This window comes from Hyphomicrobium sp. 2TAF46 (assembly GCF_052114865.1).
In the GTDB taxonomy this organism is placed as follows: Bacteria; Pseudomonadota; Alphaproteobacteria; order Rhizobiales; family Hyphomicrobiaceae; genus Hyphomicrobium_B.
In genome coordinates this window covers 781,384-798,150 of sequence record NZ_JBFRFO010000001.1, presented here as the reverse complement: position 1 = coordinate 798,150, position 16,767 = coordinate 781,384, and the positions used below count along the sequence as shown (strand labels likewise).

General features: G+C 66.3%; 19 protein-coding genes and 1 pseudogene. 5 read left to right on the top strand and 15 right to left on the bottom strand.

All coding sequences use genetic code 11. From position 1 onward, the window contains the following. From trbL to trbB, 7 genes are all read right to left on the bottom strand, one after another. Positions 1–909 (bottom strand): P-type conjugative transfer protein TrbL (gene trbL / locus AB4Z24_RS03790; RefSeq protein ID WP_441706030.1); only part of this gene is annotated, 909 nt, incomplete at its 3' end. A gap of 4 nt (positions 910–913) precedes the next feature. Beyond that, on the bottom strand, positions 914–1,297 hold the full coding sequence (trbK-alt, locus tag AB4Z24_RS03785; RefSeq protein ID WP_137900594.1) for a putative entry exclusion protein TrbK-alt: 384 nt from the start codon (positions 1,295–1,297) through the stop codon (positions 914–916). Positions 1,298–1,307: 10 nt separating this feature from the next. After that, a complete protein-coding gene (gene trbJ, locus AB4Z24_RS03780; protein WP_137900595.1) occupies positions 1,308–2,069 on the bottom strand; it encodes a P-type conjugative transfer protein TrbJ in 762 nt (253 codons plus the stop codon). Then, positions 2,066–4,504: a conjugal transfer protein TrbE gene (trbE, locus tag AB4Z24_RS03775; RefSeq protein WP_137900596.1), complete on the bottom strand. Its 2,439-nt coding sequence runs from the start codon at positions 4,502–4,504 to the stop codon at positions 2,066–2,068. Before trbE ends, trbJ begins: the two co-directional genes overlap by 4 nt. 10 nt (positions 4,505–4,514) lie before the next feature. After that, positions 4,515–4,796: a VirB3 family type IV secretion system protein gene (locus AB4Z24_RS03770; RefSeq protein WP_065998026.1), complete on the bottom strand. Its 282-nt coding sequence runs from the start codon at positions 4,794–4,796 to the stop codon at positions 4,515–4,517. Further along, complete coding sequence (locus tag AB4Z24_RS03765) at positions 4,796–5,128, bottom strand: TrbC/VirB2 family protein (RefSeq protein ID WP_033965391.1); 333 nt, start codon at positions 5,126–5,128, stop codon at positions 4,796–4,798. Before AB4Z24_RS03765 ends, AB4Z24_RS03770 begins: the two co-directional genes overlap by 1 nt. Continuing rightward, positions 5,125–6,108, bottom strand: coding sequence for a P-type conjugative transfer ATPase TrbB (gene trbB / locus AB4Z24_RS03760; protein ID WP_137900597.1), 984 nt, complete (start codon positions 6,106–6,108; stop codon positions 5,125–5,127). The genes AB4Z24_RS03765 and trbB overlap by 4 nt, the downstream gene beginning before the upstream one ends. Before the next feature lie 376 nt (positions 6,109–6,484). On the opposite strand from trbB, the pseudogene AB4Z24_RS03755 reads away from it, so the two are divergent. Further along, positions 6,485–6,731: pseudogene (locus AB4Z24_RS03755) on the top strand (VOC family protein); the annotation flags it as partial. Here the strand turns inward: AB4Z24_RS03755 and AB4Z24_RS03750 are convergent. Together AB4Z24_RS03750 and AB4Z24_RS03745 are read right to left on the bottom strand one after the other, a co-directional pair. Then, positions 6,709–7,647 (bottom strand): GNAT family N-acetyltransferase, encoded by a 939-nt coding sequence (locus tag AB4Z24_RS03750; RefSeq protein WP_137900598.1) that lies wholly within the window; start codon positions 7,645–7,647, stop codon positions 6,709–6,711. The pseudogene AB4Z24_RS03755 and the gene AB4Z24_RS03750 sit on opposite strands and share 23 nt — an antisense overlap. Next, positions 7,644–8,069, bottom strand: coding sequence for an SAM-dependent methyltransferase (locus tag AB4Z24_RS03745; protein WP_137900599.1), 426 nt, complete (start codon positions 8,067–8,069; stop codon positions 7,644–7,646). The genes AB4Z24_RS03750 and AB4Z24_RS03745 overlap by 4 nt, the downstream gene beginning before the upstream one ends. 113 nt (positions 8,070–8,182) lie before the next feature. Between AB4Z24_RS03745 and AB4Z24_RS03740 the strand changes: the two genes are divergently transcribed. Genes AB4Z24_RS03740 through AB4Z24_RS03725 form a run of 4 tightly spaced genes read left to right on the top strand, consistent with a single transcriptional unit; the run spans position 8,183 to position 10,118 of the window. Then, a complete protein-coding gene (locus AB4Z24_RS03740; protein WP_441706026.1) occupies positions 8,183–8,569 on the top strand; it encodes an ArsR/SmtB family transcription factor in 387 nt (128 codons plus the stop codon). Next, the gene (locus AB4Z24_RS03735) at positions 8,559–9,026 is read left to right on the top strand and encodes an SRPBCC family protein (RefSeq protein ID WP_116970615.1); all 468 of its coding nucleotides are present in this window, start codon (positions 8,559–8,561) and stop codon (positions 9,024–9,026) included. The genes AB4Z24_RS03740 and AB4Z24_RS03735 overlap by 11 nt, the downstream gene beginning before the upstream one ends. Then, the gene (locus tag AB4Z24_RS03730) at positions 9,026–9,481 is read left to right on the top strand and encodes an SRPBCC domain-containing protein (protein WP_137900600.1); all 456 of its coding nucleotides are present in this window, start codon (positions 9,026–9,028) and stop codon (positions 9,479–9,481) included. Before AB4Z24_RS03735 ends, AB4Z24_RS03730 begins: the two co-directional genes overlap by 1 nt. Positions 9,482–9,530: 49 nt before the next feature. After that, complete coding sequence (locus tag AB4Z24_RS03725; RefSeq protein WP_157973342.1) at positions 9,531–10,118, top strand: uridine kinase family protein; 588 nt, start codon at positions 9,531–9,533, stop codon at positions 10,116–10,118. A gap of 50 nt (positions 10,119–10,168) precedes the next feature. On the opposite strand, the gene AB4Z24_RS03720 is transcribed toward AB4Z24_RS03725, so the two are convergent. The 6 genes from AB4Z24_RS03720 to AB4Z24_RS03695 form a co-directional block, all read right to left on the bottom strand. After that, positions 10,169–10,597, bottom strand: coding sequence for a CopG family transcriptional regulator (locus tag AB4Z24_RS03720; protein WP_116970689.1), 429 nt, complete (start codon positions 10,595–10,597; stop codon positions 10,169–10,171). A gap of 9 nt (positions 10,598–10,606) precedes the next feature. Further along, entirely contained in the window at positions 10,607–12,592 is a 1,986-nt protein-coding gene (locus tag AB4Z24_RS03715; protein WP_137900601.1) for a conjugal transfer protein TraG, read from the bottom strand. Between the two features lie 407 nt (positions 12,593–12,999). Then, positions 13,000–13,446: a VOC family protein gene (locus AB4Z24_RS03710; protein ID WP_441706023.1), complete on the bottom strand. Its 447-nt coding sequence runs from the start codon at positions 13,444–13,446 to the stop codon at positions 13,000–13,002. A 174-nt stretch (positions 13,447–13,620) separates the two neighbouring features. Beyond that, entirely contained in the window at positions 13,621–15,360 is a 1,740-nt protein-coding gene (locus AB4Z24_RS03705; protein WP_137900603.1) for a relaxase/mobilization nuclease domain-containing protein, read from the bottom strand. Positions 15,361–15,604: 244 nt separating this feature from the next. Continuing rightward, positions 15,605–16,381 (bottom strand): lytic transglycosylase domain-containing protein, encoded by a 777-nt coding sequence (locus AB4Z24_RS03700; protein WP_137900604.1) that lies wholly within the window; start codon positions 16,379–16,381, stop codon positions 15,605–15,607. A gap of 4 nt (positions 16,382–16,385) precedes the next feature. Next, positions 16,386–16,721, bottom strand: coding sequence for a DUF736 domain-containing protein (locus AB4Z24_RS03695; RefSeq protein WP_137900605.1), 336 nt, complete (start codon positions 16,719–16,721; stop codon positions 16,386–16,388). Positions 16,722–16,767 lie beyond the last annotated feature (46 nt).

Sequence of the window (16,767 nt, the reverse complement as noted above, 5' to 3'; positions counted from 1 at the left end):
GGCCACGGCTCCGACACCACCGGCGGCCAGACCGGCCGCGGCGCCGCCGGCGGCGATCATGCCTCCGGCCGCGAGCCCGGTCCCGACCGCCGCGCCGGCGCCGAGCTGAGGGCCGCCGGACACCAGCCCGTTGGCGATGCCGGGCCCGAAGATGCCAAGTCCGAGCAGCGACAGTGCGGCGAGCACGATCGCCATGGCCTCATCGATAGTCGGATTGGCGCCGCCGAAACCGGCGGTGAACTCGGAGAACAGTGTCGAGCCGATACCGATGATGACGGCGAGCACCAGGACCTTGATGCCCGACGAGATGACGTTGCCGAGCACCCGCTCGGCCATGAAGGCGCTCTTTCCGAACAGGCCGAAGGGGATGAGCACGAAGCCGGCGAGAGTCGTCAGCTTGAATTCGATCAGGGTAACGAAGAGCTGGATGGCGAGGATGAAGAAGGCGAGCAGCACCAGCGCCCAAGCGAGGAACATGCAGGCGATCTGGATGAAGTTCTCGAAGAACGACCAGTAGCCCATCAGGCTGGAGATCGAATCGAGCAGCGGTCGGCCGGCATCGAGCCCGGTCTGCGCGACCTTGCCGGGGCGCAGCAGATCGGCGGTCGTGAAACCGGTGCCGGAGGCCTTCAGGCCGAGGCCGGCGAAGCTCTCGAAGACGATCCGCGCGAGGTTGTTCCAGTTGCCGATGATGTAGGCGAACACGCCGACGAACAGGGTCTTCTTGACCAGGCGCGCCATGATGTCGTCGTCGGCGCCCCAGCTCCAGAACAGGGCGGCGAGCGTTACGTCGATGACGATCAGCGTGGTCGCGATAAACGCGACCTCGCCACTCAAGAGGCCGAAGCCGCTGTCGATGTAGCGGGTGAAGATCTCGAGGAAATGATCGATGACGCCGGTGCCGCCCATGATGCTATCGGGCCTCGTCCAGCTGCGGCGCCATTTCCTTGCGGATCGGATCATCCGGCATGGAGCGAGTTCCGGCCGCGTCGGGCGGCGTCGGCGGAACCTCGGTGGCCGGGGTGGCGCGCACGCCCGGCCGCGCGCCGGGAGCAAGGAACCGCTCGCGGCTTTCCGCCCAGGCGGAGAGGCATGCCGGATCGCGGGGACCGGCTTCGCCGAGGCGCTGGCACCGGATCAGCTCCGCGCGCAGCGGGTCGGCCGCCACCGCGACGGCGGCGCGCGCGAACGCCGCCGCCGGTTCTTCCTCTTTCCGGGTCATCTCGATCGCCGTCGCAGTGACCGCGACAGCGACGAAGACGATGGCCCCGATCCGCGCGAAAAGCTTGCCGTCCATAAGCTCGCCCTCAGTTCCCGCTTGGGAACATCCGGGCGTTGCCGGGCTGATAGCCGACGCCGGGGGTCAGGAACCGTCGGCGCTGCTCGCGGCCCTGTTCGGCAGCCGCCGCGCGTTCGGCTTCCGAGAGCGATTGCGCGCGGCCGTTGGCGGCGACGACGGCGGTGAGATCGGCGAGCTGTTGGGCCTGGAGTGCGAGGAGCTGGTTGCCGGCCTGGGCCGCCTGCAACGCGCCGGTAGCGCCCTGGCTCTGGCCAACCAGCGCGGACAGCTGCGTGCGGTTGGTGTCGATGTTGCCGACGACGCCCGCCTGCACCCGCATCGCGTCCTGCAAACCGCCAACCGTGTTCTGCCAGCGCTCGCGGGCCTGGGCGACGAGCTGGGCGTCAGACGCGGAGAGTGAGGCGTTGCCGTAGGTCGACTGGAAGGCGCGGTCGACCTGCTGGACGTCGAAGGCGATGTTTTGCGCCTGATTCAGGAGCTGCTGGGTCCGCTGCACGGACTGTTGAAGCTGCTGCAACGAGGAGTAGGGGAGGCTGGCCAGATTGCGCGCTTGATTGATCAGCGATTGCGCTTCGTTCTGCAGCGAGGTGATCTGGTTGTTGATCTGCTGCAGCGCGCGCGCCGCCTGAAGGACGTTCTGGGCGTAGTTGGTCGGATCGTAGACCACCCACTGCGCAGCGGCCGGGGTGGTGAGGACCGGCGACAACGCGACGGGCACGGCGAAGATGCTGGCGGACAAAAGGGCCGCGCGCGAGCGACGAAGGATCATGGTCGGGTCTCCAGGTTGGTGAGGTCGGGGATCAGGTCGGCGGCCCAGCCGACGCCGCGCAGGCCCAGCCATTCGGCGAGGAAGGCGTCGCGGCCGTGCTCGGCGAGGACGCGCTCGATGGCGGCCTGGTCGGTCTTGGAGGATGCGGCGCATAGCGCCAGCGCGACCTCGCCGAGGCCGAGCTCGAACAGCCGGTTGCCGCGGCGGGACTGGCAGTAATAGTCGCGCTTGGGCATGGCCCGGGCGAGGATCTCGATCTGCCGGTCGTTGAGGCCGAAGCGCCGGTAGATCGCGGTGATCTGCGGCTCGATCGCCCGCTCGTTCGGCAGGAGCAGCCGGGTCTGGCAGCTCTCGATGATGGCGGGCGCGATGGCCGATCCATCGATGTCCGACAGCGACTGCGTGGCGAATACGACGGAGGCGTTCTTCTTCCTCAAGGTCTTCAGCCATTCCCGAAGCTGGCCGGCGAATCCCTCGTCATCGAGCGCCAGCCAGCCTTCGTCGACGATCAGCAAGGTCGGGCTGCCGTCGAGGCGGTCCTCGATGCGGTGGAACAGATAGGGGAGCACCGCTGGCGCCGCGCCGGTGCCGATCAGGCCCTCGGTCTCGAACGCCTGGACGGACGCTTGACCCAGATGCTCGCTCTCGGCGTCGAGCAGGCGACCGTAGGGGCCGCCGACGCAGTAGGGGCGGAGCGCCTGTTTGAGGTCGTTGGACTGCAGGAGGACTGCGAGCCCGGTGATCGTGCGCTCGCCCACCGGCGCGCTGGCCAGCGAGGTCAACGCCGTCCAGAGATGTTCCTTCACCTCGGGCGAGATGGTCACGCCCTCGCGCATGAGGATGGCGACGATCCAGTCGGCGGCCCAGGCGCGCTCGGGCACCTCCTGGATGCGGGCGAGCGGCTGCAGCGACACGCTGTCGGTGGCGCCTTCCGTCAAGCCGCCGCCGAGGTCGTGCCAGTCACCGCCACAAGCAAGCGCAGCCGCACGGATCGAGCCGCCGAAGTCGAAGGCGAAGACCTGCGAACCCGGGTATCGCCGGAACTGCAGCGCCATCAGCGCCAGCAGGACGGACTTGCCGGCGCCGGTCGGGCCAACCACCAGGGTGTGGCCGACGTCGCCGACGTGAAGGGAAAACCGGAACGGGGTGGAGCCTTCGGTCTTGCCGAACAGCAAGGGGGGCGCACCGAAATGCTCGTCCCGTTCCGGCCCCGCCCACACCGCTGACAGGGGAATCATGTGGGCGAGATTGAGGGTGGAGATCGGCGGTTGCCGAACATTGGCGTAGACATGACCCGGCAGGGAGCCGAGCCAGGCATCGACGGCGTTGACCGTCTCAGGCATCGCGGTGAAGTCGCGCCCCTGAATGACCTTCTCGACCAGGCGCAGCTTCTCGGCCGCGACGCGTGGATCAGCGTCCCAGACGGCGACGGTCGCCGTGACATAGGCCTGACCGGCATAATCGGCGCCGAGCTCCTGCAGCGCGAGATCGGCATCCGCCGCCTTGTTGGCTGCGTCGGTGTCAACCAGCACGGAGGCCTCGTTGGTCATCACCTCCTTCAGGATCGCGGCGATCGACTTGCGCTTGGAGAACCATTGCCGCCGGATCTTTGTCAGCAGCTTGGTGGCGTCGGTTTTGTCGAGCAGCACCGCGCGGGTCGACCAGCGATAGGGGAAGGCGAGGCGGTTGAGATCGTGGAGCAGGCCGGGCGTGGTCGCCGTTGGAAAGCCGACGATGGTGAGGACGCGCAGATGCGCCTCGCCGAGCCGCGGCTCGAGGCCGCCGGTCAGCGGCTGGTCCGCCAGCAGCGCGTCGAGATACATCGGCGTCTCGGGCACGCGCACGCGGTGGCGTTTGGTAGAGACGGTCGAATGAAGGTAGGTCAGCGTCTCGCCATCATCGAGCCAGGCGCATTCGGGCATGAAGCTCTCGACGAGCTGGAGCACGCGGTTGGTGCGATCGACGAAGCCGCGCAGCGCCTCCCAGGCGTCAACGCCCTTCTCGGCCTTGCCTTCGTAGAGCCAGCTTTCAGCGCGTGCGGCGTCCTCGGCCGGGGGCAGGAAGACGAAGGTGAGGAAATAGCTCGACTCGAAATGCGAGGCGTCTTCCTCGAAGTCGGCTTTGCGCTCGGCGTCGACCAGCGCGGATGCGGGCTCTGGAAAGCGGCTCGCCGGGTAGGCGCCGACGCTGTGACGCTGGGCCTCGACAAAGATCGCCCACCCGGAGCCCAGGCGGCGGAAGGCGTTGTTGAGCCGGCCGGCGACCGCGACGAGCTCAGCCGGCACCGCGGAATCGAGATCGGGCCCGCGGAAGCGTGCTGTGCGCTGGAAGCTGCCGTCCTTGTTGAGGACAACGCCTTCGCCAACCAGCGCCGCCCAAGGTAGGAAGTCGGCGAGGCGGGTCGAGGTCCGGCGATACTCGGCAAGGTTCATCATGCGGTCGGCCTCAGACGTTCAGGAAGCCGGGGATACGCAGGTGGCGGCGCACCACATCGACGAACTGCGGATCGCGCTTGGCCGCCCAGACGGCGGCAAGGTGCCCGACCGCCCAGAGTCCCAAGCCCACCAGCCAGAGGCGCAATCCGAGGCCAAGCGCCGCCGCCAGCGTGCCATTGAGGATGGCGATCGAGCGCGGCGCGCCGCCAAGCAGGATGTGCTCCGTCAAGGCGCGGTGCACCGGCACGCTGAAGCCAGGCACTTCGCCGGCGCTGTCGGCAAGGCCCGTCATCAAACGAGCGCCCCGCCGCCGAAGGAGAAAAACGACAGGAAGAAGCTCGATGCCGCGAAGGCGATCGAGAGGCCGAAGACGATCTGGATCAGCCGGCGGAAGCCGCCGCTCGTGTCGCCGAAGGCGAGCGTCAGGCCGGTGACGATGATGATGATCACCGCGATGATCTTGGCGACCGGTCCTTCGATGGACTGCAGGATCTGATTGAGCGGTTGCTCCCACGGCATGGACGAGCCGGAGGCGTGGGCGGCCGGCGCGAACGCAACGCTGAAAAGCGCGAGACTGACCGCCGTTGTGAGGCGGCGACGTAGGGCCAAGGACCGGCGGATCATGCGGGATCTCCTGAGGGGGGCTGGGTTGCGGGGGTTACGTGGTAGTCGCCGTCGGGACGGAGGCCCTCGATCCGGGCGAGTTCGGCCAGGCGGCGATTGGACCCGCGGCCGCTCAGCACCGCGACCAGATCGATCGTCTCGGCGATCAGGGCGCGCGGGACGGTGACGACGGCTTCCTGGATGAGCTGCTCGAGGCGGCGTAGCGCGCCTAGCGCGGTGCCGGCGTGGATTGTGCCGACGCCGCCAGGGTGGCCGGTGCCCCAGGCCTTCAAGAGGTCGAGCGCCTCGGACCCGCGCACCTCACCGATGGGGATACGGTCTGGTCGCAGGCGCAGCGACGAGCGGACCAGCTCAGAGAGGGTGGCGACGCCATCCTTGGTGCGCATCGCGACCAGGTTTGGGGCCGCGCATTGCAGCTCGCGCGTGTCCTCGATCAGGACGACGCGGTCGGCGGTCTTTGAGATCTCGGCGAGCAAGGCGTTGGTGAGCGTGGTCTTGCCGGTCGAGGTGCCGCCGGCCACGAGGATGTTGCGCCGATCGGCCACGGCGCGACGAAGGACGTCGGCCTGATCCGCCGACATGATCGCGGACGCGACGTAGTCCTGCAGCGTAAAGACCGCGACGGCGGGCTTGCGGATCGCGAAGGCCGGCGCCGCCACGACGGGGGGCAACAGCCCCTCGAACCGCTCTCCGGTTTCGGGCAGCTCGGCTGAGACGCGTGGTGCGCCGGCATGAACCTCGGCGCCGACGTGATGCGCCACCAGGCGCACGATACGCTCGCCGTCGGCGGCGGACAGGCACTCTCCCGTATCAGACAGCCCCTCGGACAGGCGGTCGATCCAGAGCCGCCCGTCGGGGTTGAGCATCACCTCGACGACTGTGGGGTCTTCCAGGAATCCGGCGATGGCGGGGCCGAGCGCGGTGCGCAACATGCGCGCGCCGCGTAAGCTCGCCTCGGATCGCTGGTGAGAAGCCGCCATGTCGTCCCCGTTCGTGAAGGGACCGCGGACGAGCGGCCCTGGATCGGGGATGAGTAGAAGAGGCAGAAATGTGGGCGCGGCAACAAGGGAATGCGTTCGTAGAACCGTAGCGTAGAAATACAGGTAAAGGGCGGACCTGCGGAATAGCTTGCGATCCTTCGCCGGTCAGCGTGCCCAACTTTGGAGATCGTCCAATGGCGCTAAAGAGATATCTCGAATGTGCTGTAGCTCTCGAACCCCGTACTCAATCACTTCCGCGATCATATCGCAGAGAGCTTCTGGGCACTCGCATGGCCAGGATCGCTTGTAAGAAAGACCGTCTGCCATTGGGTGCGAATACGTCGGAATCGGATAGATCGCGCGCAGTACCAAGCGACCTTACGTCGCCCGCGGACGCGCGACTGACATCCTTCTCAATTTCGAAGTCGACGATGTTGACACCGTGCATGGCCAGGTTGTTGCCGACGGGATCCCTATGCTCCTGTCCTTGCGCGATGAGGACTTCGGCCAGCGCCACTTCATCACTAGCGACCCCAACGGGGGTGCTGATCGACATCATCAAGCCGATCCCGGCCAGCGCGGAGTTCGCAGCCAGCTATGTTACCGGGGATTCGCCGAGGTAGCGAAATCGACCGCAGACAAAGCCTTGCGGACCTCCAGGCTGCCGGGAACGCGACGGAAGCCAATCGAGGCGTTGAGCCGAAGCGCCGCAGTATTGGCGTCGAGGTTCGTTGTCCGCATCGTCGTGATGCCCGACATTTGCGCCGCAGCGATCAGGCGCAGCTTGAGCGCGAGGCCGACATGCCTGCCGCGCCAGTCGGGCAACACGCCAGTGAAGTAGGAATAGATCTCCTGGCCCAAAGCGTGGCCGATGGTGAGGCCGACGGGTCTGCCGTTAAACCCGGCAACAACGACCCATTCCGGTCGCGAGGCCGGAGTCTCGCGCAGTACCGAAAAACAGCGCGCCAACGTCCATGACGGGAGGTCTCGCATGTCGGGCGCATCGGCGATGAGGGTCTGCAACAGCATCGCCACCGCCTTCCACTGCGCCTCACTGGCTCCGGTCATGTCCGAGAGCGTCACCCCCGCGCGCACTGCCGACTGACCGTCGAAGGTCCGAAGGTCGAGCAGACTGTCGCAACGCAGCGCGTGGCGCTGAAACCCGCGTGCCTCGGCCCAGGCCTGCGGACCGGATGCTGCCTCAGGTATCGTGGCGACAAGCCCCCGAAAACCGCGCCCGATGGCTTCGCTCTCCACAAGGCCGAGCATGGTGCTGCCTCTCCCCCGGCCGCGATGATCGGGATCGACAGTGACCTGCACGGCAAGATGATCAGATAGCGCATAGGGCGAGTTGGCGATCTGCCCGAGGGCAACGGCCCGGTCATTGTCGTAACCAAGCCAGCGCAGACGCAGATCGCCCGCCGGCCATCGTGCCTCGCGGTCCAGGAACTCGGGCAGGCTGATCGGCGTGAGCCGAAGCAGGTTCATCAGGCGCAATGCGTCTTCGGCACGATCCATCGTGAAGGGCACGATCCTCACCTTGGCGTCTCCGCAGGTATCTCAACGCCATCGACGAAGATCCGTCCGCTTGGGGCAAGCGCCGCGCGAATTCGCGGCCAGGCGCGAGCGCCGGCCGCGGGATGACGGCCGTCGAGCGCGCCGACGCGGACCGCCACGACAAGATCGAACGGCGCCTCGCCGGGTCCCATCACGAAATCCTCGGCCGCCACCGTTCGGAATGACAGACGGCCGGCAGCGACCTGCTCCTTGGAGCCTGCGATCGCCTGCGCGATGGCCCGGTCTGACCGGTCGATCCCGAGCACATACCCGCTGCCGATCGCCGACGACATGGCGCGCGTCAGCGCTCCGGGACCGCATCCCACCTCGAGCACGCGTATACAGGGCGAGAGAGGCAGGGCTTCGAGGATTGCCTTCAGACGTAGGGACAGCCGTTCAGTCACTTTTCTCCTCCGGACAGGCTCGGTGGCTTCGAYGGGTTTGGTGCGACGACGTCGTCCGTGTCGTTTGGTTTCATCATGACCTTCGCTCCGCCGGATGGAAGACACCTTTCCATATGGCTAGGTATCTTGACGAGCACTGTGCCAAGTCAATAGATAGCCATATGGCTAACCTTGATTCGATTTTCCACGGACTCGCTGATCCCACCCGCCGTGCGGTGATCGCCCGGCTGGCAGCCGGCCCCGCGCCTGTCTCTGAGCTTGCCGCGCCGCATGACATGGCGCTGCCGAGCTTCCTCAAGCACCTGAAGGTGCTGGAGGCGGGCGGATGGATTGAATCCGACAAGGCCGGCCGCATCCGCACCTGTCGGCTCAAGGCTGAAACGGCGAAAGCCGCCGAAGGCTGGCTGGGCCAGCAGCGGTCACTTTGGGAGGCGCGTCTCGACCGCCTCGATGCATTTCTAGCGAATCTACCCGGTGAAGGAGAAAATAGTGACGCATGATGCCAAACTCGATCTCGTGCTGGAGCGGACGGTCAGGGCCACACCCGCCCAGCTCTGGCGCGCGTGGACGGAGCCCGACCTGCTCAAGCAATGGTTCGCACCGAAACCTTGGACGGTAGCGCGCGTCGCGATCGACCCCCGCGCCGGGGGAATCTTCTCGGTCGTGATGGCGTCGCCGGACGGCGCCGAAATGGATGAAACGCCAGGCTGCGTGCTGCTGGCAGAGCCTCGGAAGCGTATGGTATGGACCGATGCGGTCGGGCCCGAGTTCCGTCCGAATTCCGAAACCTTCATGACCGCCGACATCACGATGGAGGCGGTGGAAGGCGGCACCCGCTATCGGGCACTGGTGCGCCACAAGTCAGACGCAGACCGTCAGAAGCATGAGGAGATGGGCTTCCATGATGGCTGGGGCACGTGCCTCAACCAGCTCGAAGCCTTGGCCGGAGGGCTCTGATGGCGGGCAACCCGATCAAGCACGGAAGCTTCACCATCGAACGGAATTACTCTGCGCTGCCGGCCAAGGTTTTCGCGGCGTTCGCGCAGGCCGACGCGCGGCGCAAGTGGCTGGTCTTCGCCGACGGCTGGACCATCCATGAGTATCGGCCAGCCGAACCGACCGTGGCAGGCGCCGTTGAGTTCACCCGGTTCAGCCCCCGGGGAGCGGACTTCGTCCTCACGAACGCCACGACCTGGCTGCACGTAGATGAGGGCAACACGCTCATCTACGCCTACCACATGACATTGGAGGGGACGCCGCTGTCCTCTTCGCTCGTCACCATCAGCTTCAACTCCGATGGCGCCGGTACGCGTTTGGAGCTGACCGAACAGGGCGCCTACTTCGACGGCGACATCGCCGGCCGGGAAGCAGGTACGAGAGCGCTCCTCGATGAAGTGGAGAAGGTGCTTTGAAAGGAGGATCGCTGAACAGCCCGACGCAATCAGCGAACGGAGTGGTCGAATGATGCGTGCCAGCGATGAGGTCACGCTGGCCGGGATCATGACCGAAGCGGCGCAGCGTAAGGGGCTGCCCTTGATCGTCGCGGTTGATGGCAGAAGTGGTGTCGGCAAATCGACGTTGGCGAGGACGCTCGCCGAGCGGGTCGAGGCCTGCGTGATCGAGGGCGACGACTTTTATGCGGGCGGGATCGAGCTTCGGGCGGATAGCGCCGTAGCGCGCGCAGCGGCCTGCATCGATTGGACGAGACAACGATCGGTGCTCCAAGGCCTTGCGGCCGGCCGGGAGGCATGTTGGCGCGCCTTCGACTGGGACGCTTTCGATGGACGGCTGCGCGATGAGCCGACGTGGATCGGCCCAAGGCCGATCGTGATCCTGGAAGGGGTCTATGCGGCGCGTCCGGAACTGGCCGACCTGCTCGATCTGCGCGTCGCGCTCTTGGCGCCGGACGATGTGCGCTTGGCGCGGTTGGCCGCTCGGGAAGGAGCGATCGGACCTTGGGAGCGGCAGTGGCATGAAGCTGAGGATTTCTACTTCAAGAGCGTGATGCCCCCTGACGCGTTTGACGTGGCCATTAATCTCACCCCCTGAGCCCGAGCGTCGCAAACCTGGTCGCGTAGCCGAGGTGGTCCCGGCACCGATCAATTGCCGCCTGCAGGAACGTCCTCCGAGATTTCCTGTCGCAGCTTCGGCCCCTTGGCGAGTCGCCGGCCGAGGGCCGCGACGAACGCATCGTAGCGCTCGCCGGCCTGTGCGCGGGCGGCGGCTTGGGCCGGCTCAGGCAAGGGTGGATTGGTCGTGAGCCAGAAGCGCACGAAGACCGCCAGTGTCTCGACCGAGATACCGAGGTCGCGTTCCATGCGCGTCATGCGCCGATCGAGTTGATCGAGCCGCTTCGTCGTGGCCGCCTCCTGCCGCTCGGCGGCGTCGGGAGACAGGAAGGACGCGATGGCCGCCTCCGCGACGAGAGAGCGCGAATGATCCCGGCGCGCGGCATAATCCGCCAGCGCCTTCATGACCTCCCGGTCGAGGTAGACGGACAAGCGCTGTTTTTTCGAGCTTGATGCCATCGCCGCCTCTCACAGCTCCATGCCGTCGTTGGGATCAAGCGACACTTGCCGGGCCACACCCTGCACGAGCCGGTTCATCCGGCTGATCCGGGCGCTGTCGTCTTCGGCGTCATCATCGAGATCTGCCGCAAACTCGTTCTCGATCGGGACCTTCTTCTCGACCGCTTGGGCGTGGCTCAATTCGGGCTGGTGGCGGCGCTCCGATCCCGTCGGATCCTCACCGTCAGTCCCGCCCTGCTCGACGGCTGGTTCGGTTTGCGGTGACCGCGGCAACGGCAAGGCGCTCCAATCGTCGGGATTTGCCTCAGGCGACTTCGCCAAAGAGGGCGGTGGCAGGATGCGCTCCTGGAAGCGCCGGTCCTCGAAATAGCGCGCCTTTTTTGCGCGGATCGGCGGCGTCCCAGCCACCATGACGATCTCATCGGCCGGTGGGAGCTGCATCACCTCGCCGGGGGTGAGCAGCGGCCGCGCCGTCTCCGAGCGCGAGACCATAAGGTGGCCGAGCCAGGGCGAGAGGCGGTGCCCGGCATAGTTCTTCATCGCGCGCATCTCGGTCGCGGTTCCGAGCGCATCGGAAACCCGCTTGGCGGTACGCTCGTCGTTTGTCGCGAAGCTGACCCGGACATGGCAGTTGTCGAGGATCGAGTTGTTCGGCCCGTAAGCCTTCTCGATCTGGTTCAGCGACTGCGCGATCAGGAAGCTCTTCAGGCCGTAGCCGGCCATGAAAGCCAAGGCGCTTTCGAAGAAGTCCAGGCGTCCGAGCGCGGGAAACTCATCGAGCATCAGGAGCAGCCGGTGGCGTCCGCCTTTGGCCTGCAGGTCCTCGGTCAGCCGTCGGCCGACCTGGTTGAGGATCAGGCGGATCAGCGGCTTGGTGCGCGCGATGTCGGAGGGCGGCACCACCAGATAAAGCGTGGTGGGTCGTTTCCCCCCAATGATATCCGTAATGCACCAGTCGCAACGGCGCGTGACTGCGGCGACGACGGGATCGCGGTAGAGGCCGAGGAACGACATCGCGGTAGAGAGCACGCCTGACCGTTCGTTGTCCGATTTGTTGAGCAGCTCGCGCGCGGCGCTGGCGATGACCGGGTGGGGACCGGCCTCGCCGAGATGCGCGGTCTTCATCATGGCGGCCAGTGTCGATTCGATCGGTCGCTTCGGGTCGGAAAGGAAAGCGGCGACACCGGCCAGCGTCTTGTCGGCTTCGGCGTAGAGGACATGGAGGATGGCGCCGACGAGGAGCGCGTGGCTGGTCTTCTCCCAATGGTTCCGTTTCTCCAGGCTCCCTTCCGGATCGACCAGGATGTCGGCGATGTTCTGGACGTCGCGTACCTCCCACTCGCCGCGGCGGACCTCGAGCAGAGGATTGTAAGCGGCCGACTGCGCATTGGTGGGATCGAACAGCAGCACCCGGCCGTGCCGGGCGCGAAAGCCCGCAGTGAGCTGCCAGTTCTCACCCTTGATGTCGTGGACGATCGCGGAGCCCGGCCAGGTCAGAAGCGACGGAACGACGAGGCCGACTCCTTTGCCGGACCGGGTCGGAGCAAAGCAGAGCACATGCTCGGGTCCATCATGACGGAGATAGGCGCGGTCGAGCTTGCCGAGCACTACGCCATCGGGTCCGAGTAACCCGGCGGACCTCACCTCGTCCGGGCGTGCCCATCGCGCCGAGCCGTAGGTCTCGACGTTCTTGGCCTCGCGTGCCCGCCACACCGACATGCCGATCGCGACCGCTATCGAAATGAAGCCACCCGATGCGGCGATATAGGCGCCTTCGACGAAGATCGGCGGCGCATAGGCATCGTAGAAATACCACCACCAGAAGAAGGCCGGTGGGTAGTAGATGGGCCAGCCGAACAGCTCGAACCAGGGTGAGCCGAGCTGCGGCTGGAAGCCGAGCCGCCAAGCCGTCCATTGCGTCGCCGCCCATGTGGTCAGGACCACGATCAGCAAGACGGTGAGGATCTGACCCCATAGGATTTTCGTGGCAGACAAGCAGATTTCCTCGACGGTGACTGCATCGAGGTCAGTGCTTGGCCGGCCAGATTGCAAGACGCGTTTTCGGGGATCGCATTGCCGGCAACCTTGGCGCGCGAATACAGGTCTTGGCGTAGAAAGTTTCATTGTCCGAGACCGGCGCCCGCATGACACCTGACCCCGTATTGCGCTGGGGCAGGCATTTCTCGCCATCGGCCGGTTCGCGATGATCGCCTGGGGCCGGACTTCTAGCCCGTGCCAAAGGCGACGCTACGGATAGGCAGCTTTTGCCATATCGGCGACGGGCGGCTGACTGACTATGCGGGCGAACCCCAAGGTGAGCATTTGAACGGCGCGCTCAGCAGCTGACTCCCTGTGGAGTCCGGAATGTCGGCCTTTGCGACAAGAACCGATTGAACCGGAGGCTAGAAATAAGGCCCGTTGCTCAGGCGCTGGGAGATCCACCATATGTTGCCTGCGGGATCTCTGATGCCCCCTTGCAGATCTCCATAAGGCATGTCGGCCGTATCCATGATCTTGTCGGCGCCAGCTCCCAATGCTTTGTCCATCGCTGCATCGGCATCGTCGACGTAAAGGTAAAAGGCAGCTGAGCTCGCTGGAAAATCCTCGGACGCTTCGCTGATCATGATCGTCGCGGTCTCGAATCTCATCTGGCAATTGGCGATGCGGCCGTCGGGAGCGATGCTTCTACCGATTTCGCGCGCGCCGAATGCGGCCTCGAGGAAGCGTACATAATCCTCGCCTCCATCTACAAAAATGTACGGCGTCACCACCGCGAAACCTTCTGGAACGGGCATGTCACTCTTCCTTTGGGTGCGAAATACGATGTCTAGCTCAGCCTTTAAGGTCAACGCGGAAGCCTACGTTTGGCGGAAACGTCATCACCGCGGTCGAACGCTGGCAGTGTGCCAGCCTGTAGCGACGCCATCCAGGTGGCGGGCACGCTCGTCGGCCAGGCCACGTTGGCCCCCTGTCCAACGATGGGGTCTCGGCTTCCTGTAAACTATTCCAAAACGCAACTCCAACTATAGGCCGAGGCCCCGCTTGCGGCCGAAGCTCCAGTCGACGCCGCCGTCGCCGCGCGAGACGCCGGAAACATGCTGACCGAGCTGCCTTTCCAGCGAGGGGGACCAAGGCACGAGCTGGAAGCCGAGCCCGTCGTCGATCATCGCGAACCGGCCCGAGGCGAGCGTGAAGCGCTGTCGGTAGCTGCCGGCGACATACTCGCCGGCCGCGGCGCGGGTCAGCGGCCGGCCGATTTCGGTCGTCAACTGTTTCGCGAGGGCGTTCAACTCACGCTGGCGGAGCGTCTCGATCAGCCCGGGTCGGAAGCTGACGCCGCGAGCCTGGCGTTCGGCAAGACCTTGCCCGATCAAATGTTCGGCGCGTGCGTCCATCGCGTGGCGAACCTCCGCGCCGAAACCGGCACCGCCGAGCGCGACCGGCTCGCGCGCGATCGCCTGCCGGTCCAGCCAGGTGGCGCCGCTCGCGGTAATCTGTTGTTCGATCGCCAGGTCCGAGCGGACCGCCAACGCGACCCGTCGCTGACCCCGCGCGTCGTCGAATTTGCGGAGTTCGACGATCGAGCCCGGCGCACTGTCGCCGGCGGCGTCGAGGTCGGCGAGTCTGACGTGGTGCGTGCGGCCATCGACGCCGTCGATCACGGCGAAGGCTGTGCCCTTCAGCTCGTCGTCGAGGCCGCGGGCGACCAGCCGGCCGACGACGGGATCGTCGAGGCTCTCGCCGGCCAACACGTAGCTCGCCGTGCCGCGCTCGATGCCGCGCTCCGAAAGCCCACGATGGATGCGCTTGATGATGTCGCCGCGCTCGCCGAGCTCGCGCAGCGTCGCCTCGGCCTTCTCTGATACCGACCACTGGCCGGGGCCGATCTGGTCGGCGAGTCCCAGTGACTCCAGCTTGCGCAGCCGTCCGACCTTGAGGGCATGGAATTCATCGGGCTGGCGGTCTGGATGCGGTGCGAGGTCGATGACGCCGGTCCGGTAGGTGTCGCGGGCGAGCTGGCGATCGAGATTGGTCCAGCGCTCTGCTTCGATCTGGCGTTCGAGCGTGCGGCGGATCTCCTGATCGGTCCGGACGCCGAGCTCCTGGGTGATCAGGTCGCGCGCGCGATCGCGCATGCCTTCCTTGATGTAGTCCCGCGCGATGACAAGATTTTCGCCGTCGTCGCGCACGCCGCGGAGGATCAGGTGGACGTGCGGATGTTCGGTATTCCAGTGCGCGACGCCGACCCAGTCGAGCCCGGTCCCGAGATCCTTCTCCATCTGGCCGACGAGCTCGCGAGTAAAGCCTTTGAGGTCGGACATCTCGACGGCGTCGTCGGGCGAGACGATGAAGCGGAAATGATGGCGGTCCTCCTCGCACCGTGCCGAGAAGGCCTTGGGATCGGCGTCGTCGATTTCGGGGCCGAACAGCCGGGCCTTCTCTCCATCCCGGGTGACGCCTTCGCGGCGCAGATAGCTCAAGTGGGTGGCGAGCGGCGCGCCTCGTCCCGTGTGGCGCACGACGCGCGCCTTGATCACGGCGCCGCGCGACCGGGCGGTGATGAAGCGATTGGCCTGGACCGAGGCGCGCTGGCCGCGGCCGAAGCGCGAGCGATGGCCGGGTCCGATCGCGCCCTTGCGTGAGACCGATCCGCCTGCGCGCTGGGCGGCGGCCAGCGCCTGGGCGATGAAGGGTCGCGCCCGGTGCGCGCTGGTCGAGCGGATGCGGCCCGGCCGGATGCGGAACTCGTCCTCGCCGCTCATTGTGCCCAGTTCGCACATCGCGCGATCGCGCTGATCTGCCGAGGAAAATACCGAAGTCGCAGGCTGCGCCTCTCATGCGCACATCGCGAATTTGCCGCATAAGTCCCTGAAAAAGCACGACCGACCCGAAGCGCACATCGCGCCCCTTTATCCTGCCATCGTGCGGTTGTGTTGCCTGCTTCTCCTCCCGAAGGTCGCCAGAAGACGCCGGGGCACGCTAGACTGCGATATCGGCTTGGTGCGGTCATCGCGGGCCTCGACTATCGGGTCGTGCGACGAACAGGCCGGTGGACTGCGGCGCCATCGCTAGCGTTTCCTGCACTGGAGCGGGCAGCGGAGCCTCGCCCGAACGGCGTTCAGTTTGCGCCGGATCGGCAGCTGTCGTGCTGCCGCTGTGCGCGATGAACAGCGGCGCCCGCGTCCATGCGAGTGGATCGGCGGCCGCCACTATGGCGGGGCCGGCGATCTCTCCGCCGCCAATGACGGGCGCGAGCGCCGCCACATAGGCCCGCGTTTCAGCCGGCAAGGCTCGGCCGCTCGCCAGGTATTCGTCGTAGCGGCCGGGACCCGCATTGTAGGCCGCGAGGAAGCCGGGCGAGCCGTAGCGGTCGTGCATCTCGCGCAGATAGGCGGCCCCCGCCAGGATGTTCTCGCGGGGATCATAGGGGTCGTTCCCGAGCCCGTGACGGGTGCGCAAATCGGCCCATGTCGCGGGCATGATCTGCATCAATCCCATCGCGCCCGCAGGAGAGATCGCGCGCACCTCGCCGGCGCTTTCGACACGCATGACGGCGCGGAGCCAGCTCTCCGGAACGCCGAAGCGCTGCGCCGCTTCGGTGACGAAGGCGGCGAACGGATCGGCTGGAACCGAGCGGACGATCTGCGGCGTCTGGCCGAGTGCGGCTGCGGGCGGGCCGAGCTGGATTAGCAGACCGGAAAGGAGAAGCGGTGAGAGACGCCGGGCGGCGTGTAACCGCCCGGTGTCGGTGGATGGCTCAAGCGAGCGGCGAAACCTCCACATCGGCTCAGTCCTGCTCGTTGCGCTTGGGCGGACGGCTCCAGTTCAGGCCCCAAGCCGATATGTCGTCGCCCGACTGGAACAGGTTGGCGCGCATCGGACGGGCGAGCGTGGGATCGTCGAGCAGCAGCGAGACGTAGTCGCCGGCCTTCTCGCCGGTGCGTTTCCACGCAGCGCCGACCTCCGGGCCGTCCTCATCGCCGAGATGGATGCGGAAGTCCGGCGCATTCTCGGCGTCGGACGGATCGGCCGGGAGGAGGACGAGTGCAGCATCCAGCGTGAGCGTTCGGATGTGGCCGGAATAGCCGGACTTGGTGCGGGTGAATTGACCGATCAGCGCCATGGAAAGGCTCCTTCTGCTGGTGGTGGGGGAGAGGATCGGCGCGCGG

Excerpts from the sequence above, each read along its gene's own strand:
- trbK-alt (WP_137900594.1), bottom strand. The coding sequence starts at position 1,297 with ATGGACGGCAAGCTTTTCGCGCGGATCGGGGCCATCGTCTTCGTCGCT.
- trbJ (WP_137900595.1), bottom strand. The coding sequence starts at position 2,069 with ATGATCCTTCGTCGCTCGCGCGCGGCCCTTTTGTCCGCCAGCATCTTC.
- trbE (WP_137900596.1), bottom strand. The coding sequence starts at position 4,504 with ATGATGAACCTTGCCGAGTATCGCCGGACCTCGACCCGCCTCGCCGAC.
- AB4Z24_RS03770 (WP_065998026.1), bottom strand. The coding sequence starts at position 4,796 with ATGACGGGCCTTGCCGACAGCGCCGGCGAAGTGCCTGGCTTCAGCGTG.
- AB4Z24_RS03765 (WP_033965391.1), bottom strand. The coding sequence starts at position 5,128 with ATGATCCGCCGGTCCTTGGCCCTACGTCGCCGCCTCACAACGGCGGTC.
- trbB (WP_137900597.1), bottom strand. The coding sequence starts at position 6,108 with ATGGCGGCTTCTCACCAGCGATCCGAGGCGAGCTTACGCGGCGCGCGC.
- AB4Z24_RS03740 (WP_441706026.1), top strand. The coding sequence starts at position 8,183 with ATGGCTAGGTATCTTGACGAGCACTGTGCCAAGTCAATAGATAGCCAT.
- AB4Z24_RS03730 (WP_137900600.1), top strand. The coding sequence starts at position 9,026 with ATGGCGGGCAACCCGATCAAGCACGGAAGCTTCACCATCGAACGGAAT.
- AB4Z24_RS03725 (WP_157973342.1), top strand. The coding sequence starts at position 9,531 with ATGATGCGTGCCAGCGATGAGGTCACGCTGGCCGGGATCATGACCGAA.
- AB4Z24_RS03720 (WP_116970689.1), bottom strand. The coding sequence starts at position 10,597 with ATGGCATCAAGCTCGAAAAAACAGCGCTTGTCCGTCTACCTCGACCGG.
- AB4Z24_RS03705 (WP_137900603.1), bottom strand. The coding sequence starts at position 15,360 with ATGAGCGGCGAGGACGAGTTCCGCATCCGGCCGGGCCGCATCCGCTCG.
- AB4Z24_RS03700 (WP_137900604.1), bottom strand. The coding sequence starts at position 16,381 with ATGTGGAGGTTTCGCCGCTCGCTTGAGCCATCCACCGACACCGGGCGG.
- AB4Z24_RS03695 (WP_137900605.1), bottom strand. The coding sequence starts at position 16,721 with ATGGCGCTGATCGGTCAATTCACCCGCACCAAGTCCGGCTATTCCGGC.